We start from the raw sequence: 24,378 nt of genomic DNA on the forward strand, positions 1-24,378 counted from the left end.
GTTGCGTAAAGACGCATGAAGTGGGCTGCCGAATTGACGAAGAATTGCGGAAGCCCGAATGATTAGACCCATGCCCACCTCGGTGGCCATGTGAAATTCCGGAATGCTGCTTGCCCTAGGAATATCGAGTCTATGAATGGGGAGTATTTGCCGCACGAGTGGGCATTACCTGAATCTTCACGCATAACACCCGCACATTGGCGGGACATACCCAATGCCGTTTTTTGTTCGACGGCGGGGGCACTCGCTTGCGGATGGAGTGGTACTTGGCCTGGGGTGAGTACGCAGTCCGTGAATGCCCTGCCGTGGGCACGATGAGCGCCAGGACACGTGCGCATTGCGAATGCTGGTTAATTAGTCTTTTGCCTGGACAATTCTCGCGTTTGGGGAGAATGGCGCAAAACAAAATAATTCAGTCATCTGGATTTATTCCAGGCCAATAGACGGCAAAAGGTAGCCGCCCGGATGTAAAGTCCGGGCGGCTACCTTTTGATTGAATGGGGTCGGTTGGTGGGCGGTTCTACAGCTCGCGCTCGCTGCGCAGTTCCGCCAATTCCCGGCGCAGGGCGGCAACCTCCACCAGCAGCTCCCGGACCTCGGTGCGGACCGGAACTTCAGCCGCTTCCACGGCCGCTTCGGTGTTCTCTTCCACCCGTTGTACCAGCCATGATGCGATGGACGCCGTGACCACACCCAGCACCGCGATGCCGCTCATCATCAAAGCCGCTGCGACCATCCGGCCAATCGGCGTGACCGGAAAGAGGTCGCCGTACCCTACCGTGGTGATGGTGGTGATGGCCCACCAGGCGGCGTCACCGAAGGTGAGGATTTTGGCGTCGGGGGCGTTTTGTTCGACGTCCAGGACGGCGAGTGCGCCGACGAAGACCAGCAGGACCGCGGAGCCGGCCACGTAGGTGACCACGCGGCCGCGGAGGGTTTCACCCACGGTGCGGTGCAGCACGGAGAGCAGCGTCACCAGCCGGAGAAGCCGCAGCGGGCGGAAGAACGGGAGGGCAACGATCAGCAGCTCGTGCAGGTTGAGGATGAACCAGTGCTTCCTGTTCTCCGCGAGCCACAGGTTGGCGGCATAGTCGGCGGCGAAGATTGCCCAGGTGATCCACATGATCCCTTCCAGGACGTCGGCCTGCCGCCCTTCGATGTGGCCGATCACCTGCCAGGCATAGGCTGCCAGGAACACCAGGGCTGTCCCCATCAGCGGCCACTCGGCTATGTCCCTGTAGCGTTGCTGTGTCATGGGGGAAATCCTACGGGGCCGTCTCTTGGCGCGGATGTTACTCATGGGTAACATGGTTGCATGCACCTGCTTTTGCGAACCCTCCTGCTCCTGTTCACGTCCTCGCGCCGGCCGCCCCTGAGCATCTGGGACACATCCTCCCTGCCGCTTCGCGTCCTGCCCACGGACATAGACATCGCCATGCACGTCAACAACGGGATGTACTTCTCGCTGATGGATCTGGGCCGGTTTGATCTGATGGCACGTAGCGGGACCTGGCAAAAGATGCGCCGGCGGGGTTGGACGCCCGTGGCCGCAGGGGAGACCATCGCCTTCCGCAAGTCCCTGCAGCTGTGGCAGCAGTACACCATCGAATCGCGGATCATCGGCCTGGACACCAAGGCCATCTACTTCGAGCAGCGCATGGTGGCGGACGGGGAAATCTATGCACGGGCGCACATCGCCACCCGTCTTGTCAGTAAGGGGAAGCCTGTCAGCCAGGAGGAGATCTTCGCTGAATTCGGTGAGCCCCCGGCCGGGCTGGAACTGCCGGAGTGGATCCACGAGTGGCGCGAAACCAATGCACTGCCCGGAGCCCGCCGTCCCGCGCCGAACCTCTGGCACTGAGACGCTGCGGCGCCGCTGAAACCGCGCCTGCCGCCTACACGCCCGACGCTGCGGCACCTGCCGCTACGCGCCGACGTCGCGCCTGTCCAGCGCTACTGCGCTGAGCAGCACCAGTGTCACTGAGATGCCCCACAGCCAGCCGGCGGCCGCCCAGTCCGCCCCGCCGGCCACCGGGGAGTTTCCGTAGGCCCAGTGGTATGGGGATAGTCCCAGGAGCCACTCGACGTCCTTGCTCTGCCGCCCCACCGCATTGAAGACGTAGCCCAGCACGCCCACGGCAGCACCGGCAGCAAGTCCATACGTCCGGCGGCCCGTCAACGTGCCGGCGAAGAGGGCGGCGGTGCCGGTGAGCAGCGACAGCCCGGCGAACAGCACGGCGGCACCGAACAGGTTTTCCGGCATGATGTCCAGCCGTGCCGAGTCATTGAGCAGGCGCACCAGGACGAATACCAGGACGGACAGCAGGATCACGCGAAGGAACAGGGCCAGGGCACGCTCCAGGACCACCTGGACACGTGTGACGCCGTGCGCCAGCGTGAGTTCCAGCTGACCCGATTCCTCGTCGCCGCCCACCGCCGCCGCGCCCCAGGCCACCGAGGCGATAGTCATCAGCATGAAGCCGATCAGGCCAAAGAGCGTGGCCTGGGTGTAGCCCGGACCGGTGGCGATCTGATCGTAATTCAGGGCCTTGGTCATCTCCGGCGGCAGGGCGTCGATCATGTTCTGCATTTCGGCGCTGCCGCCGATGGAAGGGTAGAGCGGCAGGTAAAGGAAGACGGCAAAGGCCAGTCCGGCCGCCCAGCCGAGGGTCGACCGCCAGGAGTCCACGAAGGCCCTGGTGAAGAGGGGAAGGGTCGTCTTCACGGCCGTACCCCGTTGCCGGCCAGGCTTCCGTACATCTTGAGCACTGATTCCTCCAGGTCGGGTTCCTCGAGCACCAGGTCGGTCAGCTGCAGCCCGGAAAGCACGTGGAGCAGCGGCTGGATGGCGCCTTCAAGGGTGGCTGAGAGCTCGACGCCGTCGCCCGAGTCCAGCACCTCAAGCCGGGCGATGCCGGGGACCCGGCGGAGCATCGCGCCGGCGTCGTCCGCGGAAATCCCGGTGGCGCTGAGCCGGACATGCCGCACCGCGCTTTCCCGGAGCCTTGCCACCGAGGCCACGGTGACGATGTGGCCGTCGCGCAGGATGGCGACCTCATCCGCGGCCTGCTGGACTTCGCTCAGTACATGGGAGCTGAGGAAGATGGTCTGCCCTTTGTCCCGGGACTCCTTCACCATGGCCAGGAATTCCTGCTGCACGAGAGGGTCCAGGCCGCTGGTGGGCTCGTCTAGCACCAGCAGCTCCGGGTCGTGCATAAAGGCCTGTACGAGCCCCAGCTTCTGCCGGTTGCCTTTCGACAGCTTGCGTGTGTGCCGGTCCAGGTCGAGATCAAGCCGCTCCGCCAGCGCATCGATGTGGCCGCGCTTCACCGGGCCGCTGATGGCCTCGTAATGGGACAGGAGTTTTCGTCCCGTGATCCGGCCTTCCAGGAACAGTTCGCCGGGGAGATATCCGATCCGGCGACGAAGCTCCGGTCCTGCCCGACGGGGGTCCTCGCCCAGCACCCGGGAACTCCCGGACGATGGCCTGATGATGTCCAGCAGGCAGCGCATGGTGGTGGTCTTGCCGGCACCGTTGGGCCCGATCATGCCAAACACCGTTCCGCGTTCCACCGTGAAGTCGATGCCGTGCAGCACCTCCCGGTTGCCGAATTTCTTGGTCAGTGACTGAACGACTATCGCCTGGCTCATCGAACTTCCTCCCTGTTCAGCGATCCGGAAGGCTGCGCCCCGGCCCCGGCCCCGGCCCCGGCCCCGGCCCCGGCCCCGGCCTCCGCCGGAGCCTCCGTTCCGGAAGCCCCCATCGCGGACCGTGCAGCGTCCAGGAAGGCGGTGTCGGTGTAGAACCCGTACGTGTAGAGCTCCAGCGCCGGCACAGTCAGCCGGCGCACCGTGTCGGCGCCGAGTCCCGTCGTCCCCAGCGACCTGGCGATGTGCCTGCCAAGCACCAGGATGGCCAGGCTATTGGAAGCGATCACGACGGCGGCGGCGTGGGGATCGCTGAAGGCACGGACGGTGCCGTGGGCCACGCCGGTTTCCATCAGCTGCGCTGTTTGCCGCACCAGTGCATCGAACAGGCGCTCACCGGCCTCCGACTGGTCGCTGAGCGCCTGCCGGATGTAGGCGATTTCGTCGTCGTACTGCCCGGGGTCCACAAGGTATTCCGCGAGGAGGTCGCGGGCGCTGGCCGGATCCGCCTTTTCCTGGCCGCGCCGTGCCACGTCCCCGATGACGAAGTCGTCGCAGGCCAGACGCAGGCCGGCCTTGCTGCCGAAGTGATGGATGACCAGCCCGGGACTGACACCCGCGGCCGTGGCAACGGCGCGGACGGTGGTGCGTGCGAAGCCGGTGCTGCCAAAGAGCCCGATGGCAGCGTCCCTGATCCGCGCCCTGGTGCTGCGGTCGTCCCCGCGTGGGTCCGCTGTTGCTGAACGCATGTTCAAGATGCTAAACGCCTGTTTAACCCCCGGTAAGGGCCATAGGTCCCGGGGGCCGGGCTGAAGCGGTGCAGGTGTGCCAAGAGCGAAACGCATGGGACATCCCCGGGCGGCTCGCGTACCGTTGACCCATGGCTACCGTAGACATTACAGGTGAACAGTTCGCAACAACCGTCGAGAACAACGACATCGTCCTCGTTGATTTCTGGGCCGAATGGTGTGGTCCCTGCAAGCAGTTTGGACCAACGTATTCCGCCGTTTCCGAGAAGCACCCGGACGTCGTCTTCACCAAGGTGGACACCGAAGCGCAACAGCAGTTGGCGGCCGAAGCCGGCATCACGTCCATCCCCACGCTGATGGCTTTCCGCGAGAAGGTGCTGGTGTTCTCCCAGCCCGGCGCGCTGAACGCCCAGCAGCTGGAACAGGTGGTGGACGCGGTCAAGGCACTGGACATGGAGGAAGTCCACGCGCATGTGGCTCGTTCGCAGGCTGAGGCAGCGGCTGCGGCCGGCAAGCAGGACGGCACCCAGATTCCGGAGGCCTAGGCTTCCGCCGGGCGTCAATCGCCTGAGGCTCCACCGCCTAAACGCAGCATTTAAACTCCAACGCGGGGTCACTTCCGCCCACGAACCATGGTTCGTACGGGCGGAGTGACCCCGCGTTGTTTGTCCGGAAAAGCTGCGGGACTACAGCCGTTCGAGCTGGACGGGCTCGGCCAGCAGGGCGCTCAGCGATTCGTTCAGGTCCTGGACGGCGGTGCCCTTGGAATGCTTGTCAAGGTCCTCTTCGGAAGCCCACTGTTCGGTGAGCACCAGCTTGTCCTCGGTGGCCTCCGTCAGTTCGTACCGGATGCAGCCGGGTTCGTTGACCACCTCGTCGATCGCGATTTCGAGGGCGAGCTTCACGCGGAAGAATTCGCCGTCGTTGGGGATGAACGTTGCCTGCAGGTCAATGGGTGCACTCATGCTTTTCACAATAGCGGCCCGCCCTTGCCGGTTCCGAAATATTTTGTAGGGCTTCCTAGTTTTACGCTTCTCTTGCCAGTGGTCTGTTGGTAGCGTGCCAGCATGCGCGCTTATACAGCCGGGGACACTGACGTCCCGCTGCTCGAAGAGACCATCGGACAGAATTTCGAGCGGATCGTGGCCCGGTTCCCGTTCCACGACGCCCTGATCGAGGCTGCTCCGGTTCCCGGCGCGGATGCCCGCCGCTGGAGCTACACAAAACTGAACGACGACGTCGACAGGCTGGCCCGGGCGCTGCTCGCCCTCGGCGTCGGCACAGGGGAGCGGATTGGCATCTGGAGCCCCAACTGTGCGGAGTGGACCATCATGCAGTACGCCACAGCCAAGATCGGCGCCATCCTGGTCAATGTGAATCCGGCTTACCGGAGCCATGAGCTGGAGTTTGTGGTGAAGCAGAACGGCATGCGCATGCTTGTCACGGCGCCGTCGGACCGGAGCAGCGACTACACCGGGATGGCCCGGCAGGCCCTCGCCGAATGCCCTGAGCTGAAGGAACTGGTGTTCCTCCCGGATGGCGGCCAGCCGCAGCTGCAGGCAGGTGACCCGGAAACGGACGCCGAACTCACCTACGCCGAGCTGCTCAAGCGGGCAGACGACGTCGGACATTCCGTCCTGAAGGCCCGCCTGGCGGGGCTGGATCCGCACGATCCCATCAACCTGCAGTACACCTCGGGCACCACCGGCTTCCCCAAAGGCGCCACGCTCACGCACCGCAACATCCTGAACAACGGCTATTCCATCGGCGAGCTGCTGGGGTACACGGAACACGACCGCGTGGTGATCCCGGTGCCGTTCTACCACTGCTTCGGGATGGTCATCGGAAACCTGAACGCCCTGAGCCACGGCGCCGCCACGATCATTCCGGGGCGGTCCTTCACTCCTGCGGCGGCCCTGGAGGCGGTCCAGGATTTTGGCGGGACATCGTTGTATGGCGTGCCCACCATGTTCATTGCCGAGCTGGCACTGCCGGACTTCGCGTCCTACGACCTGTCCACGCTGCGGACCGGCGTTATGGCAGGATCGCTGTGTCCCATCGAGGTGATGAACCGGGTCATCTCGGAGATGAACATGAGGGATGTGGCCATTTGCTACGGCATGACGGAAACGTCCCCGGTATCCACCATGACCCGCGACGGTGACACCATGCAGCACCGCACCGAGACCGTGGGGCGGACCATGCCGCAGCTGGAGAGCCAGGTGGTGGACCCTGTGACAGGCAGTGTGTTGGAGCGCGGCGATATCGGCGAGCTGTGCACGCGCGGTTACAGCGTGATGCAGGGGTATTGGGACCAGCCGGACAAGACCGCCGAAGCGATCGACGCTGACGGCTGGATGCACACCGGCGACCTGGCCCGCATGGATGCCGACGGCTACGTGGTGATCGAAGGCCGGATCAAGGACATGGTGATCCGCGGCGGGGAGAACATCTACCCGCGCGAGATCGAGGAGTTCCTCTACATGCACCCCTCGATCCAGGACGTGCAGGTGATCGGAGTCCCGGATGCCAAGTACGGCGAGGAGCTGATGGCATGCATCATCCTCAAGCCCGGCGCCGAGCCGCTGGACGCCGCCGCCGTCGCCGAGTTCTGCCGGGGGCAGCTGGCCCACTACAAGATCCCGCGGTATGTGGACGTCCGCGAAAGCTTCCCGATGACGGTCTCGGGGAAAATCCGCAAGGTGGAAATGCGCAAGGAAGCCGTGGTCCGGCTGGGACTCTGACAGCCGGCGGCCCCTACCTGATGTTGCGGTTGATGGCCCGGATACCAACCACGAGTCCGACGGCGGCCGTCACCGACGCGGCCAGGAGGCCCAGGAGTGTATCGCTGCCGATGTTCCCCGCGAACAGTTCCCGCTCGGCATTGACCAGGTAGGTCAGGGGATTGAACCAGCTTGCGGTCTTCATCCAGTCCGGACCGGCTTCAATGGGGAGCATGATGCCGGACAGGATCATCAGCGGGAAAAGCAGGGTCTGCTGCACTCCCCAGAAGATCCACTCCTTGTTCTGCGACACGAGGGCAAGGGCATAGGAGAGCGCACCGAGTCCGATGCCGAAGATGCCCAGGATGACCAGCCCGAACAGCACGTGCAGCGGGTAGAAGACGAAGCCGAACGGGATGCAGACAAGGGCGATGAGCAGCCCTTGCACCACCAGCGGCGCCCACTCCTTCAGCGCCCGCCCGATCATCAGCGAGGAGCGGGACAGCGGTGTGGCCAGGATCCGCTCGTAGGAGCCGGTCATCAGCTCGTACTGCAGGTTGGACCCGGTCATGGACGTGCCGAACAGGGCGATCATGACCACGACGCCGGGCAGGAACCACTGCAGCGTGGACTGCCCGCCGAAGGCCGGGGCTCCCACTGCTGACCCGAGCAGCGGGCCGAAGAGGCCCAGGAAGACGAGCGGCTGGATCAGCGAAAAGATCAGCGAAAACGGGTCCCGCAGCGGCAGCAGCATCTCGCGCCAGAACACATACCTTGTGTCGTGGAGGACCTGGATCAGGCCCGGTTTCTTCGCGACGTCCCGGACATCCTGGACACTCATCAGCGGTCCGCTCCTTCCCTGAGGTTGCGGCCGGTCAGCTCAAGGAACACATCGTCCAGGGTGGGCGGTTTCAGTTCCAGGGACTGGGCGGGAGCGCCGGCGTCGTTCATTTCCTTGAGCAGCGCGGGCGCCAGCCGTGCGCCTTCCGGGAGCCGCAGGCGGAAGCTGACCAAGCCGTCGTGCGTGTTTTCCTGGACCTCACCGCCCGCTGCTGCCCGTCCCAGCAGCCCGCGCACGCCCGGGGCCGACTCCGCTGCAACCTCAACGGCCAGCAGATCGCCGGCCAGGTTGGCCTTGAGGCGGGCCGCGGTGTCGTCGGCGATGATCCGGCCGTGGTCGATGACAATCACCCGCTCGGACATGGAATCCGCCTCGTCCATGTAGTGCGTGGTGAGGACGATGGTGGTTCCGTGCTCGGCGCGCATCCGCATGATGTGTTCCCACAGGTTGGCCCGGTTCTGCGGGTCCATGCCGGTGGAGGGTTCGTCCAGGAAGAGCAGCCGCGGTGAGTGCATGAGGCCCAGGGCAACATCCATCCTGCGCCGCTGCCCTCCGGAAAGTTTGATGACCGTGCGTTTGGCGAGGTTGGTCAGGTCGAGGGACTTCAGTAGTTCCTGGGCGCGGGCGGCGGCATCCGTGGTGTTCATTCCGTAGAAACGGCCCTGCATCATCATTTCGTCGATCACCCTGAAGCTGTGGCCGCCGCCGTTACCCTGGCCGATGTAGCCGATCCGGGCGCGCACGCCGGCGGGGTCCACCGAGACGTCCACGCCGGCAACCGTGGCGGTGCCGGAGGTGGGCCGGAGCAGCGTGGTCAGCATCCGCAGCGTGGTGGACTTGCCGGCGCCGTTCGGGCCGAGGAATGCCACGAGTTCGCCCGGGGCGACGTCGATGTCGACGCCCTTGACGGCCTCGACCGTTTCCTTCTTGACCGTGAAGTTCTTGGTGAGTTTCCGGGTGTGGATCACTGCGCGCTCCAGGATGCGGATCACTGGCGTTCTGGCTGCCGGACGCCATGCCGCCACGCTATACCCGGCCGGCGGGGGCGTCCACAGGATCAGGGACAGCTTCGGTCCGCGATGGAGGGGCGGGTGTGCCCAAGATCAGGGCCGCAAGTGTCCGTTCGCGCCCAAATACCTAGTGCCGGCGGTGGTCCTGGATGGTCATGCGCGGGCCGAACGTGGGTTTCCGGAAACCGCTGAGGCCGATCATCCGTACCACCCGCTGCCGGTGACCCTGCCACGGCGCCAGCAGCTGCAGCATCCCGGCATCGTCCGTCCGCCGGCCGGTCAGCGCGGCGCCCACGTACGCGGCCAGATGGTAGTCGCCCACCGCGATGGAGTCCGGGCAGCCGTGCGTGCGCTGGACCACCTCCGCCGTCGTCCAGATGCCGATGCCGGGGATGGTCTGCATCTTGGCGGATGCCTCCGCGGCCGTGAGCCCCGCCAGGCGCTCAAGGGCGACGGCGGAACGCAAAGCCCGCATGACAGTTGCCGAGCGCTGCGGTCCCACGCCGGCCTTGTGCCATTCCCAGGAGGGGATCCGCAGCCACTGCTCAGGAGTGGGCTGAACCAGCAGCCCGGCCGGCGCGGCCGTACCGGCGGCGGGGGCCGCCGTGCCAAAGCGGTACATCAGGTAGCGGTAGCCCCGCCGGGCTTCGATGACGGTGACCTTCTGCTCGAGGATGGTAGGCACCAGGGAATCGACTATCCGGCCGGTGGACGGGAGCCGCAGGGCAAGGTTCCGGCGCCGGGCTTCCACCACCATCCGGGGGAGCGTGGCGTGGAACTCGGGGCAGTCAAAGCCGGACCAGTCGTCCCCGCTGCCCAGCAGCCGCGGCGCCGTCGAGATGGCGTCCCCGGACCCGGACCCCCAGGCCTGCACGTCCACGTCCGGTTCGCGGGGGTCCCCGGAAACGGTGAGGCGCAGCGTTGCCGGGCCATCCGGCGTAGTAAATGACATCCAGACACCATCGGGCCGGGAGGCGAAGGCCGGATCACCGTTGCCGCGCATCAGCGTGCCGAGGGTCTGCAGGAGATTGAAGGGACCGCCCGGATGCCACCGCAGCGAGGCGTCAGCCGCGGCGGCGAGGCCAGCAGGGACGTCGGTGATGGTCATGCGTCTATCGTCCCACGCAGGGCTGACACAGCCCCCAGCGGCAGGCCGCCCCGGCATCGCCTGCACGGCCTGTAGCCCGGTGGACCGGCAAGGCCAAAGGGCCCTGATTGGCTCCGGCCTGCGGGACTAGAATTTGCGTGTGGCGCGGTAGATCCGTGCCCTCCACCCCCATTTTGTCAGGAGCGCACAATGGCTGGAATCGTACATTTTGAAATCCCGGCGGACGATCAGGGACGGGCCACCGAGTTCTACAAAGCGGCCTTCGACTGGACAATCAACCCGATGCCCGAGATGGACTACAACATGGTCCTCACCACCCCGAGTGATGAAACAACCGGAATGCCCAAGGAACCCGGGGCGATCAACGGCGGACTGTTCGCCAGGGAAGGGGAACTGAAGACCCCCATCATCACCGTTGATGTCGAGGACATCGACGCCTCGCTCGCGCGGATCGAATCGCTGGGCGGAGCCGTAGTCAAACCCAAGGATGCCATCCCCGGAATGGGTTTCTACGCCTATTTCCGGGACCCCGAGGGCAACGTCCTGGGGCTGTGGCAGAACGCTGACGCCGGGGGAGCGGGCGTCAGCCCGGAATCCGCGGCAAACGACATCGGCGCGTAGGCCGGGGCCCGGGCAGCCCTTCTGCCCCGGGATCAGTCCATCCCTGAAGCCACCCACAGCGCCACGACGGCCAGGGGAACCGTCAGCGCTGCGGCCGCCAGGCCCGCGAGGGCGAATCCGCCCCACTTGATCCGGACGTTCAGGGCACGGAGCCGCTCGTGCCAGAGCAGCGTGGCCAGGGACATAGCCAGGACGAAGGACAGGACCGGAATGGTGCGGCCGGCCAGTTCCGCGAAGGCAGGCACAGGCAGCGCACCCAGGGCCAGGGCCCCCACGCCGGCCACGAGCGTGATCCCCGGCAGGAGGTAACTCCGTCTCTTCGTCAACCACGCGAACCGCTGCACCGCCCAATCGTCCCACCCGTCCCGGCCTGTGCCCGCGCGGCACGCACCGGCGGGGCGGGCCGCCGAGGCAAGGGGTGCAGGTCCGAGACGGTAACTTTGTACCTATGAAGTACGCCCAGTCCGTCCTGGACCTCATCGGCCACACGCCGCTCGTCAAACTCAACCACGTAACTGATGGTGTCAAAGCCACCATCCTGGCGAAGGTGGAATACCTGAACCCGGGCGGATCCATCAAGGACCGCATCGCGGCGAAGATGATCGAGGAGGCGGAACGGGACGGCAAACTCCTGCCCGGCGGAACCATTATTGAACCCACCTCGGGGAACACCGGAGTCGGCCTGGCCCTCGTGGCCCAGCAGAAGGGCTACCGCTGCATCTTCGTGGTCCCGGACAAGGTCGGCGAGGACAAGCGCGCCGTCCTGCAGGCATACGGCGCCGAAGTGGTGGTGACTCCCACTGCCGTCGCCCCGGACAGCCCGCAGAGCTACTACAGCGTGTCGGACCGCCTGGTCACCGAAATCCCGGGTGCGTTCAAGCCGGACCAGTTCTCCAACCCCGCCGCGCCGGGAAGCCATTACGAGTCCACCGGACCCGAGATCTGGCAGGACACCGACGGCCGGATCACGCACTGCGTGATCGGGGCGGGCACCGGCGGCACCATCACCGGCACCGGCAGGTACCTCAAGGAAGTTTCCGCCAACCGCCCCGAAGCCGACGGCGGACGCGTGCGGATCATCGGTGCCGACCCCGAAGGCTCCGTCTACTCCGGCGGAAGCGGCCGGCCGTACTTCGTGGAGGGTGTCGGCGAGGACATGTGGCCGGCCAACTACGACAAAACCGTCCCGGACGACGTAATTGCCGTCAGCGATGCCGAGTCCTTCGAGATGACCCGCAGGCTTGCCCGCGAAGAGGGCCTGCTGGTGGGCGGCTCATCCGGCATGGCCGTGGTTGCCGCGCTGCGGATCGCCAAAGACCTGCCCGAAGACGCCGTGGTGGTGGTGATCCTGCCCGATTCAGGCCGCGGCTACCTGGCCAAGATCTTCAACGACCAGTGGATGCGGTCCTACGGCTTCCTGTCCGGCGGCGAGGAATCCTCCGTCGGTGAGGTGCTCAAATCCAAGACCGGCGAGCTCCCGGAGCTGGTGCACATCCACCCGAACGAAACCGTCCGCGACGTCATCAACATCATGAACGAGTACGGCGTCTCCCACATCCCGGTCCTGTCCCAGGAACCGCCGGTGGTCATGGGCGAAGTGCTGGGCGCCGTGGATGAACGGAGCCTCACGTCCAAGCTGTTCCGCGGCGAGGCGAAGCTGACGGACAAGATCTCCGAACACATGGGGGAACGGCTGCCCGTGATCGGTTCGCTGGAGACCATCTCCGCCGCCCGCGAACTGCTTTCCGACGTCGACACGGTCATGGTCACCTTCGTCGGCGCCCCGGTGGGCATCCTGACCCGCCACGACCTCCTCGCCTACCTCAGCAACTAGTCCTGATTGCAAGCCCGATCGGCAGCCGAAAGGAACTTCATGTCTGTCTCTGAAAACCAAGGTTTCAACACCCGCGCCGTCCACGCCGGCCAGGCCTTCGAGCCGCGCACCGGCGCCGTGGTGCCGCCCGTGCACTTCTCCTCCACGTACGCCCAGGACGGTATCGGCGGGCTGCGCGACGGCTACGAATACGGCCGCGGCACCAACCCCACCCGTGACTCGCTGCAGGAACAGCTGGCCGCCCTCGAAGGCGGCTCGCACGCGTACTCCTTCAGCTCCGGCCTCGCCGCCGAGGACTCGATGATCCGTGCGCTGACCCGTCCGGGCGACCACATCGTGCTCGGCAACGACGCCTACGGGGGCACCTACCGGCTGATCAGCCGCGTGCTGGGGGAGTGGGGCATCGGCAACACCCCAGTGGACATGTCCAATCTTGACGCCGTCGCGGAGGCCGTTGCGGCCGGCGGACCGGACGGGGGCAAAACCCGCCTCGTGTGGGTGGAAACGCCGTCGAACCCGATGATGAAGATCACTGACATCGAGGCGCTCGCCAGGCTGGCGCACGACGCCGGAGCACTGCTCGTGGTGGACAACACCTTCGCCTCGCCGTACCTGCAGACCCCGCTGGCCCTCGGCGCCGACATCGTGGTGCACTCCACCACCAAGTACATCGGCGGCCACTCCGACGTCGTCGGCGGCGCGATCGTGGTCAACGACGCGGAGCTGGCCGAGAAGATCGGCTTCGTGCAGTTCGCCGTCGGTGCCGTCTCCGGCCCGATGGATGCCTTCCTCACCACCCGCGGCCTCAAGACCCTTGGCGTCCGGATGGACCGGCACAGCGACAACGCCCAGGCCGTGGCCGAGTGGCTGCTGCAGCGCCCCGAAGTGGAAGCCGTGCTGTACCCGGGCCTCCCGTCGCACCCGGGCCATGAGCTCGCGAAGAAGCAGATGAAGAAGTTCGGCGGCATGATCTCCGTGCAGTTCAAGGGCGGCGAGGCGGCGGCCCGCACCGTCGCGGAAAACACGTCCGTGTTCACCCTGGCCGAGTCCCTCGGCGGCATCGAGTCGCTCATGAACTACCCGTCGGAAATGACGCACGCCTCCGTCAAGGGAACCGAGCTGGCCGTTCCGGTCAACCTCATCCGGCTCTCCTGCGGCATCGAGGACGTCGAGGACCTCATCGCGGACCTGGAGCACGCCTTCACCTTCATCGGGACGGGCAGCTAGCAGCCGGTGACCATCTCGCTCCGGGCGGTTTCGCCCACCAAACGCGGCTGGATCGCGACGGTGGCAGGCGCTGCCGCCGTCGTGATCGCCCTTGTGGTTCTGTACTCGGCGTACATCCCGCTGATGAACGACTTCGAGGTGTACTATTACGGCGGCAGCCGGGTGCTGCAGACCGGCGAGAGCGGCGTCAACGAGCTTTACGCGCCGCGGGACGGGCTCCCGTTCACCTACCCGCCGTTCGCAGCGTTGCTGTTCGCGTTGCTGGCGACGCTCAGCATCGGTGCCAGCAGCCTCATTTTCATTACGACGGCGCTGGCCGGCGCCGCCGTTGTGTCCGCGTGGCTGGCGCGGCACTACTTCGGGCTGCACCGCTGGAAGGACGCCTTCGCCGACTGGCGGTTCCGGGCCGTGGCGCTCGCGGGGACGGCGGCGATCCTGCTGCTGGGCCCATGGCGGGACACATTCGATTTCGGTCAGATCAACATCATCCTGATGGGGCTGATCCTCGCGGACTTTGCCCTGTACGGAAAATCCCGGGCGGGTGAGCTCCGCTGGCCGGCAGGACTGCTGATCGGCATGGCGGCGGGGATCAAACTGACGCCGCTGGCGTTCGGCCTGTACTTCCTGGTGCGCCGGGACTTTAAGGCGCTCGGCTGGATGGCTGCGGGCTTCTTCGGCTCCATCGCGCTGTCCTGGGCCGTGCTCCCGCATGCCTCGGTGACGTTCTGGACCAAGATCCTGCCGGACACCGGACGGATCGGCGGGCCCGGCTACGTGGACAATCTTTCCGTCAAAGGCCTGCTGCTGCACCTGGGCATGCCGGACTCCGGAGTCACCAGCGCGGTGTGGCTGGTTCTTTCGCTGGCCCTCGTGGCCGTGGCGGCGCTGGTCATCAAATGGGCTGTTGATGCGGACGAGAACTTCGTCGCGGTATCGGCCACCGCCGTGCTCATGCTGCTCATCAGCCCGGTCTCCTGGTCCCACCACTGGGTGTGGATGGCCGTGGCGCTGCCCTCCATGGCCTTTGCGCTCCACCGCATCCCGTCGAAGGACGGAAGGATGCGGCTGGCCGGCTGGATCATCGTGGCCGCCTCTGCTGTGGCGTTCTACCTGACGCCCAAATACCTCGCCGTGATGGCGGGCGCGCACGAGTGGGGCAAGGACCCGCAGACGCTATGGCAACTCGCGGTGTCCAGCCTGGGCGTTGTGTGCGGCATCGCCATGCTCGCCTACTGGGCATTGGCCTACCGTCCGTCGAGGGCCACCCTCCGCTGACGTCGTACCCGACTACCCTGGCTTTCTTGAAGATAGTCAGCTAGGGTTTCCTGCATGGCACTCCGCTCTGACTGGTCCCAACGCACCTGCGCCATGGCCCGCGGCCTGGACATCCTGGGCGATCCCTGGAGCATGCTGGTGCTCCGCGAGGTCTTCTTCGGCAACGGCCGCTTCGACGCCATGAAAAAACGGCTGATGGTGGCTGACTCCGTGCTCACCAAACGCCTCGCCGGCCTCGTGGACGACGGGCTCCTCGCGCGGAAACCGTACGACGACGGCGGCCGCACCCGGCAGGAGTACGTGCTGACCGAGAAAGGCGAGGACGCGCTGCCGGTGCTCAACGCGGTCGTGATCTGGGCCGAAAAGCATCTCCCGGCACCGTCCGAGCAGGCGCACATGTTTGTCATTCACTCCACCTGCGGCCAGCGGACGTCCTCCGCGGACAGCTGCACCGCCTGCGGTGAGCGGCTGACCGCGGAAAACACCAGCTGGCACAGCCTCACCCGCACGGCGGAGCCCGTCCGGCTGGCCACCTCCACTTCACAGAACGGACCCGCAGCATGAGCGCTTCCGAAACCACCCTGCTGCCCTCGCCCCAGAAAGGCAGGCGCCGCCAGCTGCATCCCGCGTGGATCGTGGCCGCCGTCGCGTTCCTGGCCCTCGTGGGGGCAGCCGGCTTCCGGGCTGCCCCCGGCGTCCTGATGGTGCCGCTGCAGGACGAATTCGGCTGGTCCACCACAGTCCTGTCCGGGGCTGTCAGCATCAACCTGGTGCTCTTTGGCCTCACCGCACCGTTTGCCGCAGCGCTCATGGACCGGTTCGGCATCCGCGCCGTGACGTCCGTGGCGCTGGTCCTGATCGGCGCGGGGAGTGCCCTGACGGTGCTGGTGAACCAGTCGTGGCAGATCCTGCTGACGTGGGGGCTGCTGATCGGGCTGGGCACGGGGTCCATGGCGCTCGTCTTTGCCGCCACCATCGCCAACACCTGGTTCACCAAGAGCCGCGGCCTGGTGATCGGCATCCTGACAGCGGGGAGTGCGGCCGGGCAGCTGGTTTTCCTGCCCTTCATCGCCATGCTGGCCCAGGATCCCGGCTGGCGGCAGGCATCCCTGCTTATCGCCGCCGGCGCCCTGGCCGTGGTGCCGCTGGTGCTCAAATTCCTGAAGAACTCACCGGCCGACGCCGGAGTGCTGCCGTACGGCGCCGAGGCCGTCGCCTCCGCAGACACCGGCACAGTCGCCGGTGCTGACACCGGCACTGCGTCCGGCATTGCGTCCGCCGCTGCGGCGGAACAGGCCCCTTCCACTGCGCCCAGCGGGAACGCCGCGGTCCGGGCGCTCCAGGTCCTCAAGCGTGCCAGCAAGGTCCGGACCTTCTGGGCACTGGTGGCCGGCTTTGCCATCTGCGGTGCCACCACCAACGGCCTCATCGGCACCCACTTCATTCCCTCCGCGCATGACCACGGCATGGCAGAGACCACCGCGGCGGGCCTGCTCGCCGTCGTCGGGATCTTCGACATCGTGGGCACCATTGCGTCCGGCTGGCTGACGGACCGCTTCAACCCGAGGATCCTGCTGGCCGTGTACTACCAGTTCCGCGGCATCGGGCTGCTGGTGCTGCCGCTGCTGCTGAGTGCCACCGTCCAGCCCAGCATGATCGTTTTCGTGGTGATCTACGGGCTCGACTGGGTTGCCACCGTTCCGCCGACGGCCGCCATCTGCCGCCAGGTCTTCGGGGCGGACGGCAGTGTGGTGTTCGGCTGGGTCTTCGCCGCCCACCAGCTCGGTGCGGCCGCCGCCGCCCTGGGCGCCGGCGCCATCCGCGACGCCACCGGTCAGTACACCTATGCCTGGTTCGGCGCAGCCGCCATGTGCACCATCGCCGCCGTCATCAGCGCCACCATCCGCAAGGACGCCGGGGCACGGGAACCCGTCCTCGTGGCGGCCAGCCGCGCCGACCGTTGAGCCCGGCCGCCCCCGCAGACCGCTGAGCCCGGCCAGCCACCAACGCGCGGCCGGCCCGGCATCCCGTGGCAGCAACAGCCTGACGGTTTGTGGTGCCCTGCCTAGTGCCCCGTCTGGTTATGCCACGCCGGAGCCGCGCAGCAGGGGACAGGGCCCCTGTTTCAGTAGGATGTGAGGACGAGGCGCCGAATCCGGCGCGAGTCAGCCGGCACAACATCGCGATAGCGCGCAACGCGCCTACAGTGGCGCCACTCTGCAGGAACAACGTTTGGGGACACGGGATGGCACTGCTCGACGCCGAAAAGGAGCTCGACGCCGCGACGCGGCACGACGCCGACAGGAAACCCCGGCCACGCGCCGGGACCGCTGCACCCTGGTACCGGAGCAGGCTGGCGCTGGGCGTCTCCGGCGAGCTGGTGACATTGCTGGCCGTGCTGGCTGCCGCCCTGTTCGTCTCCTCAAGGCTCGACGCCTGGGGCGAGCACGGCCTCGACTTCAGCGTCTATTGGCACGGCGGCAAGATCCTCAACGAAGCCGGCCAGTCGCCGTCGAACCTCTACAGCCGGACAGTTGGCTGGGCCGGCGGGCCGGAACTGCCGTTCACGTACCCGCCGTTCGCCGCGATGCTGTTCAGCCTGCTGGCAACGCTGCCGGAGAAGTCAGCGCTGATGCTCTTCAACGCTGCCGGGGCAGCCGTGGCCGTGTGGGTCGCCGTGCGCGGAGTGCGGTATTGGAGCGCCAAACAGGACTGGCGCAGCACCTTCGGAGCCCCCGGGTTCAAGGCAACACGGAACCGGTGCGGCGCCGTCATTCTGCTGCTGGCCGTCATCAACCTGGGACCGTGGCGCGAGACCCTGGCGTTCGGCCAGATCAACATCCTGCTGATGGGGCTCATGGCGGCCGACCTCCTCGCCAGGAACCAGCGCTGGAACCAGGGTGTCCCCGGGCGGGGGTTCCTGGTGGGCATGGCCGCCGGCATCAAGCTGACGCCGCTGGTCTTCGGACTGTACTTCCTGGTGCGCAAGGACTGGCGCGGACTCTTCAACATGGCCGCCGGGTTCGCCTTCACCGTGCTGCTGGGGTGGCTGATGCGGCCGGTGGAATCGTTCCAGTTCTGGCTGGAGATCCTCCCGGACACGTCCCGGATCGGCGGGGCGGGCTATGTGGACAACCTTTCGATCAAGGGTGCGCTGCTGCATTTCGGTGTTCCCGAAGCCGGCGTCACCGTGCCCTGGCTGCTGCTCAGCATGCTGGTGGTGGGCGTGGGCGCCATGGTCGTCAAGGCCGCCAGCGACCAGGGCGCGCGGGTGGTGGCCATTTCAGCAACGGCACTCACCATGCTCCTCATCAGCCCGGTTTCCTGGTCCCACCACTGGGTCTGGATGGCGGCCGTCCTCCCGGCATTCGCCTGGACCCTGCGTGAGACACCGCAGCGCCAGCGGGTGACCCGCTGGCTCCTGGGCGGCGTTCTTGGGGTCTCGATCATCGTGTTCTTCTTTTCACCCAAGAGCATCGGCGAGGCGCTTGGAGCGGAGAACTTGGACTTCCAGACGCCCGAGCCCTGGCTCATGGCCTCCAGCGCCGGCGTGTTCTGCGCAGTGGCCATCCTGGCCTGCTGGCTCGTGGTGCTCCGGCGGAACTCGCTGGCTGAGGTGCCCGGATGAGCAGGACAGCCCTGGTGACCGGCGTCGGCCGCCTGGCCGGAATCGGTGCCGGCATTGCCCGCCGCCTGGCAGCGGACGGCTGGGACCTGGTGCTGACGTACTGGCAGGACTACGACTCCCGGATGCCCTGGGGAGTCCAGCCGGACGACGTCGAACGCCTCCTGGCGGAGCTGGAAGCAACCGGCGCCCTCGTCGTTGCCCTGCCGGCGGATCTGGAGGACCCGCTGGCCGTGGACCGGCTCATGGCCGAGGTGGCAGCACAGGCCGGGACGCTGCAGGGCCTGGTGCTCAGCCATGCGGAGTCCGTGGACTCCGGCGTCCTGGACACCACGCTGGCGAGCTGGGAGCGGCATTTCGCCGTGAACACCCGGGCCAGCTGGCAGCTCATCGCCGCCTTTGCCAGGCAGGCAGGGCACGACGGCGGCGCGATCGTGGCGCTGACCAGCGACCACACAGCGTTCAACCTGCCGTACGGTGCGTCCAAGGGAGCGCTGGACCGGACGGTCATTGCCGCGGCACGGGAGCTGGGACCGCTAGGGATCACGGCGAACGTGCTGAACCCCGGGCCTGTTGATACCGGCTGGATGGATGCGGAGCTGCGGGAGGATCTCAGCCGCCGCCAGCCCGGCGGACGGCTCGGCACCCCCGAGGACGTGGCGGGAACCGTGGCGTTCCTGCTCTCACCCGAGGGCCGCTGGGTGTCAGGTCAGCTGATCAAGGCCGACGGCGGCTCCTCGGCCTGAGCCCGTCAGCCCAACTAGCTGGCATTTAACGTCGTCAAAAGCGCTTTTGACGACGTTAAATGCGAGCTACTTGGGACGGGCCTACCGGAAGGCGCCGATGCCGGTGATGTGCTGGCCCAGGATCAGGGTGTGGACCTCGTCGGTGCCCTCGTAGGTGCGCACCGACTCGAGGTTGGCGGCGTGCCGCAGCGGCGAGTAGTCCAGGGTGATTCCGTTGCCGCCGAGGATGGAGCGAGCCTCCCTCGCGATGGCCAGCGCCTCACGGACGTTGTTCAGCTTGCCGAAGGAAATCTGCTCCGGCTGCAGGGTGCCGGCGTCCTTGAGCCGGCCAAGGTGAAGGGCGAGCATGGTGCCCTTCTGGATTTCCAGGAGCATGTTCACCAGCTTCTCCTGCGTGAGCTGGTACCCGGCGAGCGGCCTGCCGAACTGGAGCCGGTCCTGTGAGTACTTCAGGGCGGCTTCATAGGAATCGCGGGCTGCGCCCATGGCACCCCAGGCAATCCCGTACCGCGCCTCGTTGAGGCAGGTGAAGGGACCGCGCAGGCCGCGGGCACCCGGCAGCAGGGCCTCGGGTCCCAGCCGCACGCCGTCGAACACCACATCGCACTGGATCGAGGCGCGCATCGACAGTTTCCGGCCGATCGGCGTCGCGGTGACCCCGGGGGTGCCCGCCGGCACCAGGAAGCCGCGGACGCCGTCGTCGGTCATTGCCCACACCACCATCACCCCTGCCACGGATGCGAGCCCGATCCAGCGTTTGGCGCCGGCCAGGACCCAGCCGGCGCCATCCCCGGACCCGTCGCGGCGGGCCACAGTGGTCATCGAGGACGGATCGGATCCCGCGGTGGGTTCGGTCAGGGCAAAGCAGCCGATCACCTCTCCGGCGGCCATGCGGGGGAGCCACTCCTGCTTCTGGTCCTCGGACCCCCACCGGTGGATGGCGGTCATGGCCAGGGATCCCTGGACCGAGACGAACGTGCGGATCCCGGAGTCCCCGGCTTCCAGTTCCATCGCGGCGAGGCCGTACTCGACGGCGGAGCGGCCCGGGCAGCCGTAGCCCTCCAGGTGCATGCCGAGGACGCCCAGCTCGCCGAGTTCGGGGGCCAGATCGAGCGGAAAGACGGCGTCGTCGTACCAGCGGGCGATATCCGGCTTGATCCGTTGCTCCGTGAAATCACGGATCCGCTCCCGGACCGCCAGCTCCCCGGGGGTCAGCAGGGCATCAAGGGCCAGGACGTCGGAGGGGTCCGAAACAGCGGGAACGTCAGCAGCGTTGCTCATTGGAGCATCCTACGGGTTGCTCCTAGCGGTTGCTCGGCACCGGCCGCTGTGCCAGGAAGTAGCCGCGCGTGGCGGGGGCGAAGCGGCACACCACGGCCAGCACCACACCCAGCGCCAGCAGCACCACGCCGCTGACGAACGCACCGCCCACGCCGAGGATCTCCGTGTCCCCGTACGTCGGATCCCACATCTGCACGGCGGAAATGAAGAACGCGGCGGTCAGCATCAGCGCACCGAGCAGCGGCAGGATGCCCCGGAACCAGAGGTTGCGGGCTGACTCGCGCAGGGTGCCGCGGAAGAACCAGAAGCACGCGAAGCCGGTCAGGGCATAGTAGAACGCGATGAACAGGCTGATGGAGCTGATGGAGTCGGAGAGCAGGTTCTGGCTCAGGAAGCTCATGGCCACGTAGTACACGACGGCGGCGGCACCCATCACCTGCGTGGAGAACCCCGGCGTCTGGTTGCGCTCGTGGACTTCCCCGAACTTGGCCGGAAGGGCGCCATGGACGCCCATGGACAGTGTGCCGCGGGCGGTGGGCAGGATGGTGGTCTGCGTCGAGGACAGCACCGATGCAAGCACGGCCACCACGATCAGCCAGCCCCAGGGCCCCAGCACCACGTCCTTCATGGCCAGGAAGACGTCATCCTGGTTCTCGGCATTGCCCAGCCCGATCCCGTCCGTGCCCACGGTGGCATACATCATGACCAGCAGCGCCACGGACACGTAGATCGCCACGAGCACGAAGGCGGAGATGACGGCGCCGCGGCCGGGGGTCTTGGCGGGGTTCTCGGTTTCCTCATTCACGGCCAGGCAGGTGTCCCAGCCCCAGTAGATGAAGAGCGCCAGCAGTACACCGTGCACCACCGCGCCCGGATCGGCGAAGGCGCCGGCCGGGTTGAACCATTCGATGTCGAAGGCCTGGCCCTCGGGTGCACCGCCCGTGATCCGGAAAATGATCGCCAGCGCGAATATGCCCAGCGAGACATACTGCACGTAGGTCAGGACCCGCTGGACGTGCTCACCCAGCCGGATGCCGCGGTAGTTCACCAGGGTCATGAAGATGATGAACACCACGCCGGTGGACGTCACCACCAGGTCGTTCTCCGCCAGCGACCCGTCGCCGATCAGCAGCCACAGATACTGCCCGGCCACCTGTGCCAGGTTGGCGAGGACCACAATGCCGGCCAGGGCAACGCCCCAGCCGCCCAGCCAGCCCGCCCACGGACCGAACGCCCGGCGGGCCCAAATGAAGGTGGTGCCGCAGTCCGGCATGGCGCTGTTCAGTTCCCGGAAGGCGTAGGCGATGAAGAGGACCGGCACAAACCCCAGGAGCAGGATTAGCGGAGTGTAGTTGCCGTTGACCGCGACAATCAGGCCCAGCGTGGCCGCCAGCGAATAGACGGGTGCGGTGGAGGCCAGCCCCAGCATGACGGAGTCGCCCAGGTCCAGGATGCCGGCGCGCAGCCCCTTGGACGGAACTACCGGTCCCGGGCCGCCGGAGTTGCCCCCGGAGTTGCCGCCGGAGCTTCCCGATGTTCCCTCCGGGGGGCCTCCCGCCATCGAAGTCCCTGCGGTCATAGTGCGATACCTGCTTTGCTGGAGGAGGCCGAGGCGGCCTGGACTGAAAGAGGGGCCGGGGCGTCGATGGTGTTGGGAACGAACCGGCAGAAGTAATCGGTGATGGGTCCGTCGGACTCGCGGATGCCGCAGCCCACGGACTCGCCATCAACCACCCACAGGCCCAGCACGGGATGGTTCCCGTCGAAATCGGGCAGGGAATGGAACTGCTGGTAGCACCAGCCTTCGCGCCCGTAGCCGCCCGGCTGCTCCATGTTGATGCCGGCAGCGTGGATCTTGATGTTGTCCCCTTCGCGGCCGTGCAGCGGCTTGGCGACCCATTCCTTGAGGGGCCCGGGATCGTTCAGGTACGCCGGGAGGAGGTTCGGGTGGTCCGGGTAGAGGTGCCACAGGGCCGCCAGCAGCGCCTTGTTGGACAGGAGCATCTTCCAGGCCGGCTCCACCCATCGCGGATTGTGGGCACGCTGCAGCAGGCGCTGGCCGAAAGGCTCCTTCATCATCAGTTCCCACGGATACAGCTTGAAAATGGTGCTGATCATGAAGTTGTCCAGGTCCACAAAGCGGTTCAGGTTGGGGTCCCAGCCGATGTCGGACATGTTGATGCCGATGGTGGTCCAGCCGCCCTGGCCTGCGACGTCGCGCATGTACGCGGCGGTCATCCAGTCCTCGCCGGACTGCTCCGCCTCCGAGTGCGCAATGTGCAGGGTGCTCATGCCGGTGCGGTACTGCAGCTTCTTCCACTGCCGGATGAGGGCTTCATGGATGCCGTTCCACTGGTCCTTCTCCGGGAACACATCCTGCAGCCAGAACCACTGCGCCACGGAAGCCTCGATCAGGCCCGTGGGGGTGTCCGCGTTGTACTCGAGCATCTTGGCCGGGCCGCCCCGGCCGTCGTACACGAAGTCGAAGCGGCCGTAGATGTCCATATCCGCGGCCTGCAGCGATTCGGCAGCCAGTTCCAGCGCCTGCGGGCCGATTCCGATGTTGCCCATGGCCCCGGTGGCGAGGTACTTGGCCGCCTCAAGGCACATCAGGTGCATGTCCTCAGCGGTTTTCTCGAGGGTTTCCACCTCGTCCATGGTGAATTCGTAGTACGCCGATTCGTTCCAGTACTCGATCTTCTTGCCGTCCGGCATGGTGGTGGTGGAAAAGACCAGCCCCTGTTCCTCGATCTTTTGCTTCCAGTCGGGCCTGGGCGTCGCCTGCAGTCTCTTCACGCCTAGCCTCCCGTGCTTCCGCCCTTGGAGCTGCTGCCAAAGCCGCCCCTGCTGACCGTTCCGCCCTTGGTGCTGTATCCCTTGGACGTTTTGGCCCCCTGCGGCACGGTCTTGGTGAAACCGGTGTACTGCGAGCGGTTCTGCCCGACAGCCGGGACGCTGGCGCCGCGCGAGTAGAAGTACCAGGCGTAGATGGCCGAGCTCCGTCCGGCGCTGCTGCTGTTGTCACACTGGGCGTCATCCACGCGCTCGCCGGTTTCATCGTTGAAACAGACCTGCGCGTAGTCGGCCTCCGCTTCGTTGCTGGCCACGATGGCGGTGATGGTGCCCGCCAGCAGGGCAGTAACGCCGAGGCCGACGACGACGGTACGGCGTTGCGAGCGCTTCTTGCGTGCCGCCGCTTCCCGTTCGCGTTCGCGCTCGAAGGGGTCGATCACGGGTCCGGGTCCGCTTCCGGGCGCCGGAGCCGGGCCTTGACCAGGCCCGACAGTCGCACCCTTCTGCCGGCGTCCTGCCTTTCTTCCTGTTTCGGGCTGGGCGCCTGCCGCTGCCGAATCGCCGAGCAGGTCCGGGCGGAGATCGGGTTTGGGGACCTGCCAGGGCGGCAGTTGGCCGCTGGCGGGATCGTGGGGCTGCGGCGTGAAATCTTCGGGCGAAGTCATCCAGCCGGGTCCCGAAGCCCCGGGCACGCCGGGCGCCGCTGACTCGCCGTCCGGTCCCTGCGGTCCGGAACGGTTGTTCTTCGGATCCTTCTTCGGATCCTTCGAAGGATCCTTGTTCGGGTCCTGCGGCTCCATGGGTCCCCCTTGGTTGTCCATGCTGAATCTGTGACCGGCCACGCGCGCCAACGCTGCGTGGCCCCCCGCTTTGCCGTCCGCGTGGCCACGCGGACGG

At 66.6% G+C, this 24,378-nt stretch carries 24 protein-coding genes; 11 read left to right on the forward strand and 13 right to left on the reverse strand.

Going from position 1 to position 24,378, the window contains the following annotated elements; genetic code table 11:
- Window positions 1–520: 520 nt before the first annotated feature.
- Window positions 521–1,255 carry a potassium channel family protein gene (locus CXQ91_RS00200; RefSeq protein WP_104171948.1) on the reverse strand — a complete coding sequence of 245 codons (735 nt, stop codon included), beginning with the start codon at window positions 1,253–1,255 and terminating at the stop codon, window positions 521–523.
- Between the two features lie 60 nt (window positions 1,256–1,315).
- Here CXQ91_RS00200 and CXQ91_RS00205 point away from each other — a divergent pair, with 60 nt between their 5' ends.
- Window positions 1,316–1,861 carry a thioesterase family protein gene (locus tag CXQ91_RS00205; protein WP_104171949.1) on the forward strand — a complete coding sequence of 182 codons (546 nt, stop codon included), beginning with the start codon at window positions 1,316–1,318 and terminating at the stop codon, window positions 1,859–1,861.
- A gap of 63 nt (window positions 1,862–1,924) precedes the next feature.
- Here CXQ91_RS00205 and CXQ91_RS00210 read toward each other — a convergent pair whose 3' ends face one another.
- From CXQ91_RS00210 to CXQ91_RS00220, 3 genes are read right to left on the reverse strand one after another with little or no spacing between them, the layout of a single operon-like run.
- On the reverse strand, window positions 1,925–2,725 hold the full coding sequence (locus CXQ91_RS00210) for an ABC transporter permease subunit (protein ID WP_104171950.1): 801 nt from the start codon (window positions 2,723–2,725) through the stop codon (window positions 1,925–1,927).
- On the reverse strand, window positions 2,722–3,651 hold the full coding sequence (locus tag CXQ91_RS00215; protein WP_104171951.1) for an ABC transporter ATP-binding protein: 930 nt from the start codon (window positions 3,649–3,651) through the stop codon (window positions 2,722–2,724). Before CXQ91_RS00215 ends, CXQ91_RS00210 begins: the two co-directional genes overlap by 4 nt.
- Window positions 3,648–4,397, reverse strand: coding sequence for a TetR/AcrR family transcriptional regulator (locus tag CXQ91_RS00220; protein ID WP_104171952.1), 750 nt, complete (start codon window positions 4,395–4,397; stop codon window positions 3,648–3,650). The genes CXQ91_RS00215 and CXQ91_RS00220 overlap by 4 nt, the downstream gene beginning before the upstream one ends.
- Window positions 4,398–4,528: 131 nt before the next feature.
- Between CXQ91_RS00220 and trxA the strand changes: the two genes are divergently transcribed.
- Window positions 4,529–4,942, forward strand: a complete 414-nt coding sequence (trxA, locus tag CXQ91_RS00225) for a thioredoxin (RefSeq protein ID WP_104171953.1) — start codon at window positions 4,529–4,531, stop codon at window positions 4,940–4,942.
- A 141-nt stretch (window positions 4,943–5,083) separates the two neighbouring features.
- Here the strand turns inward: trxA and CXQ91_RS00230 are convergent, their stop codons facing one another.
- Window positions 5,084–5,362 carry a putative quinol monooxygenase gene (locus tag CXQ91_RS00230; protein ID WP_104171954.1) on the reverse strand — a complete coding sequence of 93 codons (279 nt, stop codon included), beginning with the start codon at window positions 5,360–5,362 and terminating at the stop codon, window positions 5,084–5,086.
- Between the two features lie 102 nt (window positions 5,363–5,464).
- Here CXQ91_RS00230 and CXQ91_RS00235 point away from each other — a divergent pair, with 102 nt between their 5' ends.
- Complete coding sequence (locus CXQ91_RS00235) at window positions 5,465–7,141, forward strand: AMP-binding protein (protein WP_104171955.1); 1,677 nt, start codon at window positions 5,465–5,467, stop codon at window positions 7,139–7,141.
- Window positions 7,142–7,154: 13 nt separating this feature from the next.
- Here CXQ91_RS00235 and CXQ91_RS00240 read toward each other — a convergent pair whose 3' ends face one another.
- The 3 genes from CXQ91_RS00240 to CXQ91_RS00250 all read right to left on the reverse strand — a co-directional run bounded on the left by CXQ91_RS00240 (window position 7,155) and on the right by CXQ91_RS00250 (window position 10,079).
- Complete coding sequence (locus tag CXQ91_RS00240; protein WP_104171956.1) at window positions 7,155–7,961, reverse strand: ABC transporter permease; 807 nt, start codon at window positions 7,959–7,961, stop codon at window positions 7,155–7,157.
- Window positions 7,961–8,929, reverse strand: a complete 969-nt coding sequence (locus CXQ91_RS00245; protein WP_104172385.1) for an ATP-binding cassette domain-containing protein — start codon at window positions 8,927–8,929, stop codon at window positions 7,961–7,963. The genes CXQ91_RS00240 and CXQ91_RS00245 overlap by 1 nt, the downstream gene beginning before the upstream one ends.
- Window positions 8,930–9,098: 169 nt before the next feature.
- A complete protein-coding gene (locus CXQ91_RS00250) occupies window positions 9,099–10,079 on the reverse strand; it encodes a DNA-3-methyladenine glycosylase (RefSeq protein ID WP_104171957.1) in 981 nt (326 codons plus the stop codon).
- A gap of 189 nt (window positions 10,080–10,268) precedes the next feature.
- On the opposite strand from CXQ91_RS00250, the gene CXQ91_RS00255 reads away from it, so the two are divergent.
- A complete protein-coding gene (locus tag CXQ91_RS00255) occupies window positions 10,269–10,700 on the forward strand; it encodes a VOC family protein (protein WP_104171958.1) in 432 nt (143 codons plus the stop codon).
- Window positions 10,701–10,732: 32 nt separating this feature from the next.
- Here the strand turns inward: CXQ91_RS00255 and CXQ91_RS24660 are convergent, their stop codons facing one another.
- Window positions 10,733–11,026 carry a hypothetical protein gene (locus tag CXQ91_RS24660; protein ID WP_181038726.1) on the reverse strand — a complete coding sequence of 98 codons (294 nt, stop codon included), beginning with the start codon at window positions 11,024–11,026 and terminating at the stop codon, window positions 10,733–10,735.
- Between the two features lie 122 nt (window positions 11,027–11,148).
- On the opposite strand from CXQ91_RS24660, the gene CXQ91_RS00265 reads away from it, so the two are divergent.
- The 7 genes from CXQ91_RS00265 (at window position 11,149) to CXQ91_RS00295 (ending at window position 19,407) form a co-directional block, all read left to right on the forward strand.
- Window positions 11,149–12,534: a cystathionine beta-synthase gene (locus tag CXQ91_RS00265; protein WP_104171959.1), complete on the forward strand. Its 1,386-nt coding sequence runs from the start codon at window positions 11,149–11,151 to the stop codon at window positions 12,532–12,534.
- A 39-nt stretch (window positions 12,535–12,573) separates the two neighbouring features.
- Window positions 12,574–13,761, forward strand: coding sequence for a cystathionine gamma-synthase (locus CXQ91_RS00270; protein ID WP_104171960.1), 1,188 nt, complete (start codon window positions 12,574–12,576; stop codon window positions 13,759–13,761).
- 6 nt (window positions 13,762–13,767) lie between these two features.
- Window positions 13,768–15,036, forward strand: a complete 1,269-nt coding sequence (locus tag CXQ91_RS00275; RefSeq protein ID WP_104171961.1) for a glycosyltransferase 87 family protein — start codon at window positions 13,768–13,770, stop codon at window positions 15,034–15,036.
- 54 nt (window positions 15,037–15,090) lie between these two features.
- Entirely contained in the window at window positions 15,091–15,600 is a 510-nt protein-coding gene (locus CXQ91_RS00280; protein ID WP_104171962.1) for a helix-turn-helix domain-containing protein, read from the forward strand.
- On the forward strand, window positions 15,597–17,000 hold the full coding sequence (locus CXQ91_RS00285; protein WP_104171963.1) for an MFS transporter: 1,404 nt from the start codon (window positions 15,597–15,599) through the stop codon (window positions 16,998–17,000). The genes CXQ91_RS00280 and CXQ91_RS00285 overlap by 4 nt, the downstream gene beginning before the upstream one ends.
- A gap of 281 nt (window positions 17,001–17,281) precedes the next feature.
- Window positions 17,282–18,664, forward strand: a complete 1,383-nt coding sequence (locus CXQ91_RS00290) for a glycosyltransferase 87 family protein (RefSeq protein WP_104171964.1) — start codon at window positions 17,282–17,284, stop codon at window positions 18,662–18,664.
- Window positions 18,661–19,407 (forward strand): SDR family oxidoreductase, encoded by a 747-nt coding sequence (locus CXQ91_RS00295; RefSeq protein WP_104171965.1) that lies wholly within the window; start codon window positions 18,661–18,663, stop codon window positions 19,405–19,407. Before CXQ91_RS00290 ends, CXQ91_RS00295 begins: the two co-directional genes overlap by 4 nt.
- 81 nt (window positions 19,408–19,488) lie before the next feature.
- Here CXQ91_RS00295 and CXQ91_RS00300 read toward each other — a convergent pair whose 3' ends face one another.
- Genes CXQ91_RS00300 through CXQ91_RS00315 form a run of 4 tightly spaced genes read right to left on the reverse strand, consistent with a single transcriptional unit; the run spans window position 19,489 to window position 24,281 of the window.
- The gene (locus CXQ91_RS00300) at window positions 19,489–20,688 is read right to left on the reverse strand and encodes an acyl-CoA dehydrogenase family protein (protein WP_104171966.1); all 1,200 of its coding nucleotides are present in this window, start codon (window positions 20,686–20,688) and stop codon (window positions 19,489–19,491) included.
- A gap of 22 nt (window positions 20,689–20,710) precedes the next feature.
- A complete protein-coding gene (locus CXQ91_RS00305) occupies window positions 20,711–22,267 on the reverse strand; it encodes an APC family permease (RefSeq protein WP_104171967.1) in 1,557 nt (518 codons plus the stop codon).
- On the reverse strand, window positions 22,264–23,484 hold the full coding sequence (locus CXQ91_RS00310; protein WP_104171968.1) for a glutathionylspermidine synthase family protein: 1,221 nt from the start codon (window positions 23,482–23,484) through the stop codon (window positions 22,264–22,266). Before CXQ91_RS00310 ends, CXQ91_RS00305 begins: the two co-directional genes overlap by 4 nt.
- A 2-nt stretch (window positions 23,485–23,486) precedes the next feature.
- Complete coding sequence (locus tag CXQ91_RS00315; protein ID WP_104171969.1) at window positions 23,487–24,281, reverse strand: Tat pathway signal protein; 795 nt, start codon at window positions 24,279–24,281, stop codon at window positions 23,487–23,489.
- Window positions 24,282–24,378: the final 97 nt, after the last annotated feature.

The sequence above is a fragment of the Arthrobacter sp. Y81 genome, assembly GCF_002929335.1.
Lineage (GTDB): Bacteria > Actinomycetota > Actinomycetes > Actinomycetales > Micrococcaceae > Arthrobacter.

Excerpts from the sequence above, each read along its gene's own strand:
- CXQ91_RS00315 (WP_104171969.1), bottom strand. The coding sequence starts at position 24,281 with ATGGAGCCGCAGGACCCGAACAAGGATCCTTCGAAGGATCCGAAGAAG.
- CXQ91_RS00235 (WP_104171955.1), top strand. The coding sequence starts at position 5,465 with ATGCGCGCTTATACAGCCGGGGACACTGACGTCCCGCTGCTCGAAGAG.
- CXQ91_RS00240 (WP_104171956.1), bottom strand. The coding sequence starts at position 7,961 with ATGAGTGTCCAGGATGTCCGGGACGTCGCGAAGAAACCGGGCCTGATC.
- CXQ91_RS00220 (WP_104171952.1), bottom strand. The coding sequence starts at position 4,397 with ATGCGTTCAGCAACAGCGGACCCACGCGGGGACGACCGCAGCACCAGG.
- CXQ91_RS00295 (WP_104171965.1), top strand. The coding sequence starts at position 18,661 with ATGAGCAGGACAGCCCTGGTGACCGGCGTCGGCCGCCTGGCCGGAATC.
- CXQ91_RS00215 (WP_104171951.1), bottom strand. The coding sequence starts at position 3,651 with ATGAGCCAGGCGATAGTCGTTCAGTCACTGACCAAGAAATTCGGCAAC.
- CXQ91_RS00230 (WP_104171954.1), bottom strand. The coding sequence starts at position 5,362 with ATGAGTGCACCCATTGACCTGCAGGCAACGTTCATCCCCAACGACGGC.
- CXQ91_RS00200 (WP_104171948.1), bottom strand. The coding sequence starts at position 1,255 with ATGACACAGCAACGCTACAGGGACATAGCCGAGTGGCCGCTGATGGGG.
- trxA (WP_104171953.1), top strand. The coding sequence starts at position 4,529 with ATGGCTACCGTAGACATTACAGGTGAACAGTTCGCAACAACCGTCGAG.
- CXQ91_RS00285 (WP_104171963.1), top strand. The coding sequence starts at position 15,597 with ATGAGCGCTTCCGAAACCACCCTGCTGCCCTCGCCCCAGAAAGGCAGG.
- CXQ91_RS00290 (WP_104171964.1), top strand. The coding sequence starts at position 17,282 with ATGGCACTGCTCGACGCCGAAAAGGAGCTCGACGCCGCGACGCGGCAC.
- CXQ91_RS00250 (WP_104171957.1), bottom strand. The coding sequence starts at position 10,079 with ATGACCATCACCGACGTCCCTGCTGGCCTCGCCGCCGCGGCTGACGCC.
- CXQ91_RS00305 (WP_104171967.1), bottom strand. The coding sequence starts at position 22,267 with ATGACCGCAGGGACTTCGATGGCGGGAGGCCCCCCGGAGGGAACATCG.
- CXQ91_RS00205 (WP_104171949.1), top strand. The coding sequence starts at position 1,316 with ATGCACCTGCTTTTGCGAACCCTCCTGCTCCTGTTCACGTCCTCGCGC.
- CXQ91_RS00270 (WP_104171960.1), top strand. The coding sequence starts at position 12,574 with ATGTCTGTCTCTGAAAACCAAGGTTTCAACACCCGCGCCGTCCACGCC.
- CXQ91_RS00300 (WP_104171966.1), bottom strand. The coding sequence starts at position 20,688 with ATGAGCAACGCTGCTGACGTTCCCGCTGTTTCGGACCCCTCCGACGTC.
- CXQ91_RS00265 (WP_104171959.1), top strand. The coding sequence starts at position 11,149 with ATGAAGTACGCCCAGTCCGTCCTGGACCTCATCGGCCACACGCCGCTC.
- CXQ91_RS00255 (WP_104171958.1), top strand. The coding sequence starts at position 10,269 with ATGGCTGGAATCGTACATTTTGAAATCCCGGCGGACGATCAGGGACGG.
- CXQ91_RS00280 (WP_104171962.1), top strand. The coding sequence starts at position 15,091 with ATGGCACTCCGCTCTGACTGGTCCCAACGCACCTGCGCCATGGCCCGC.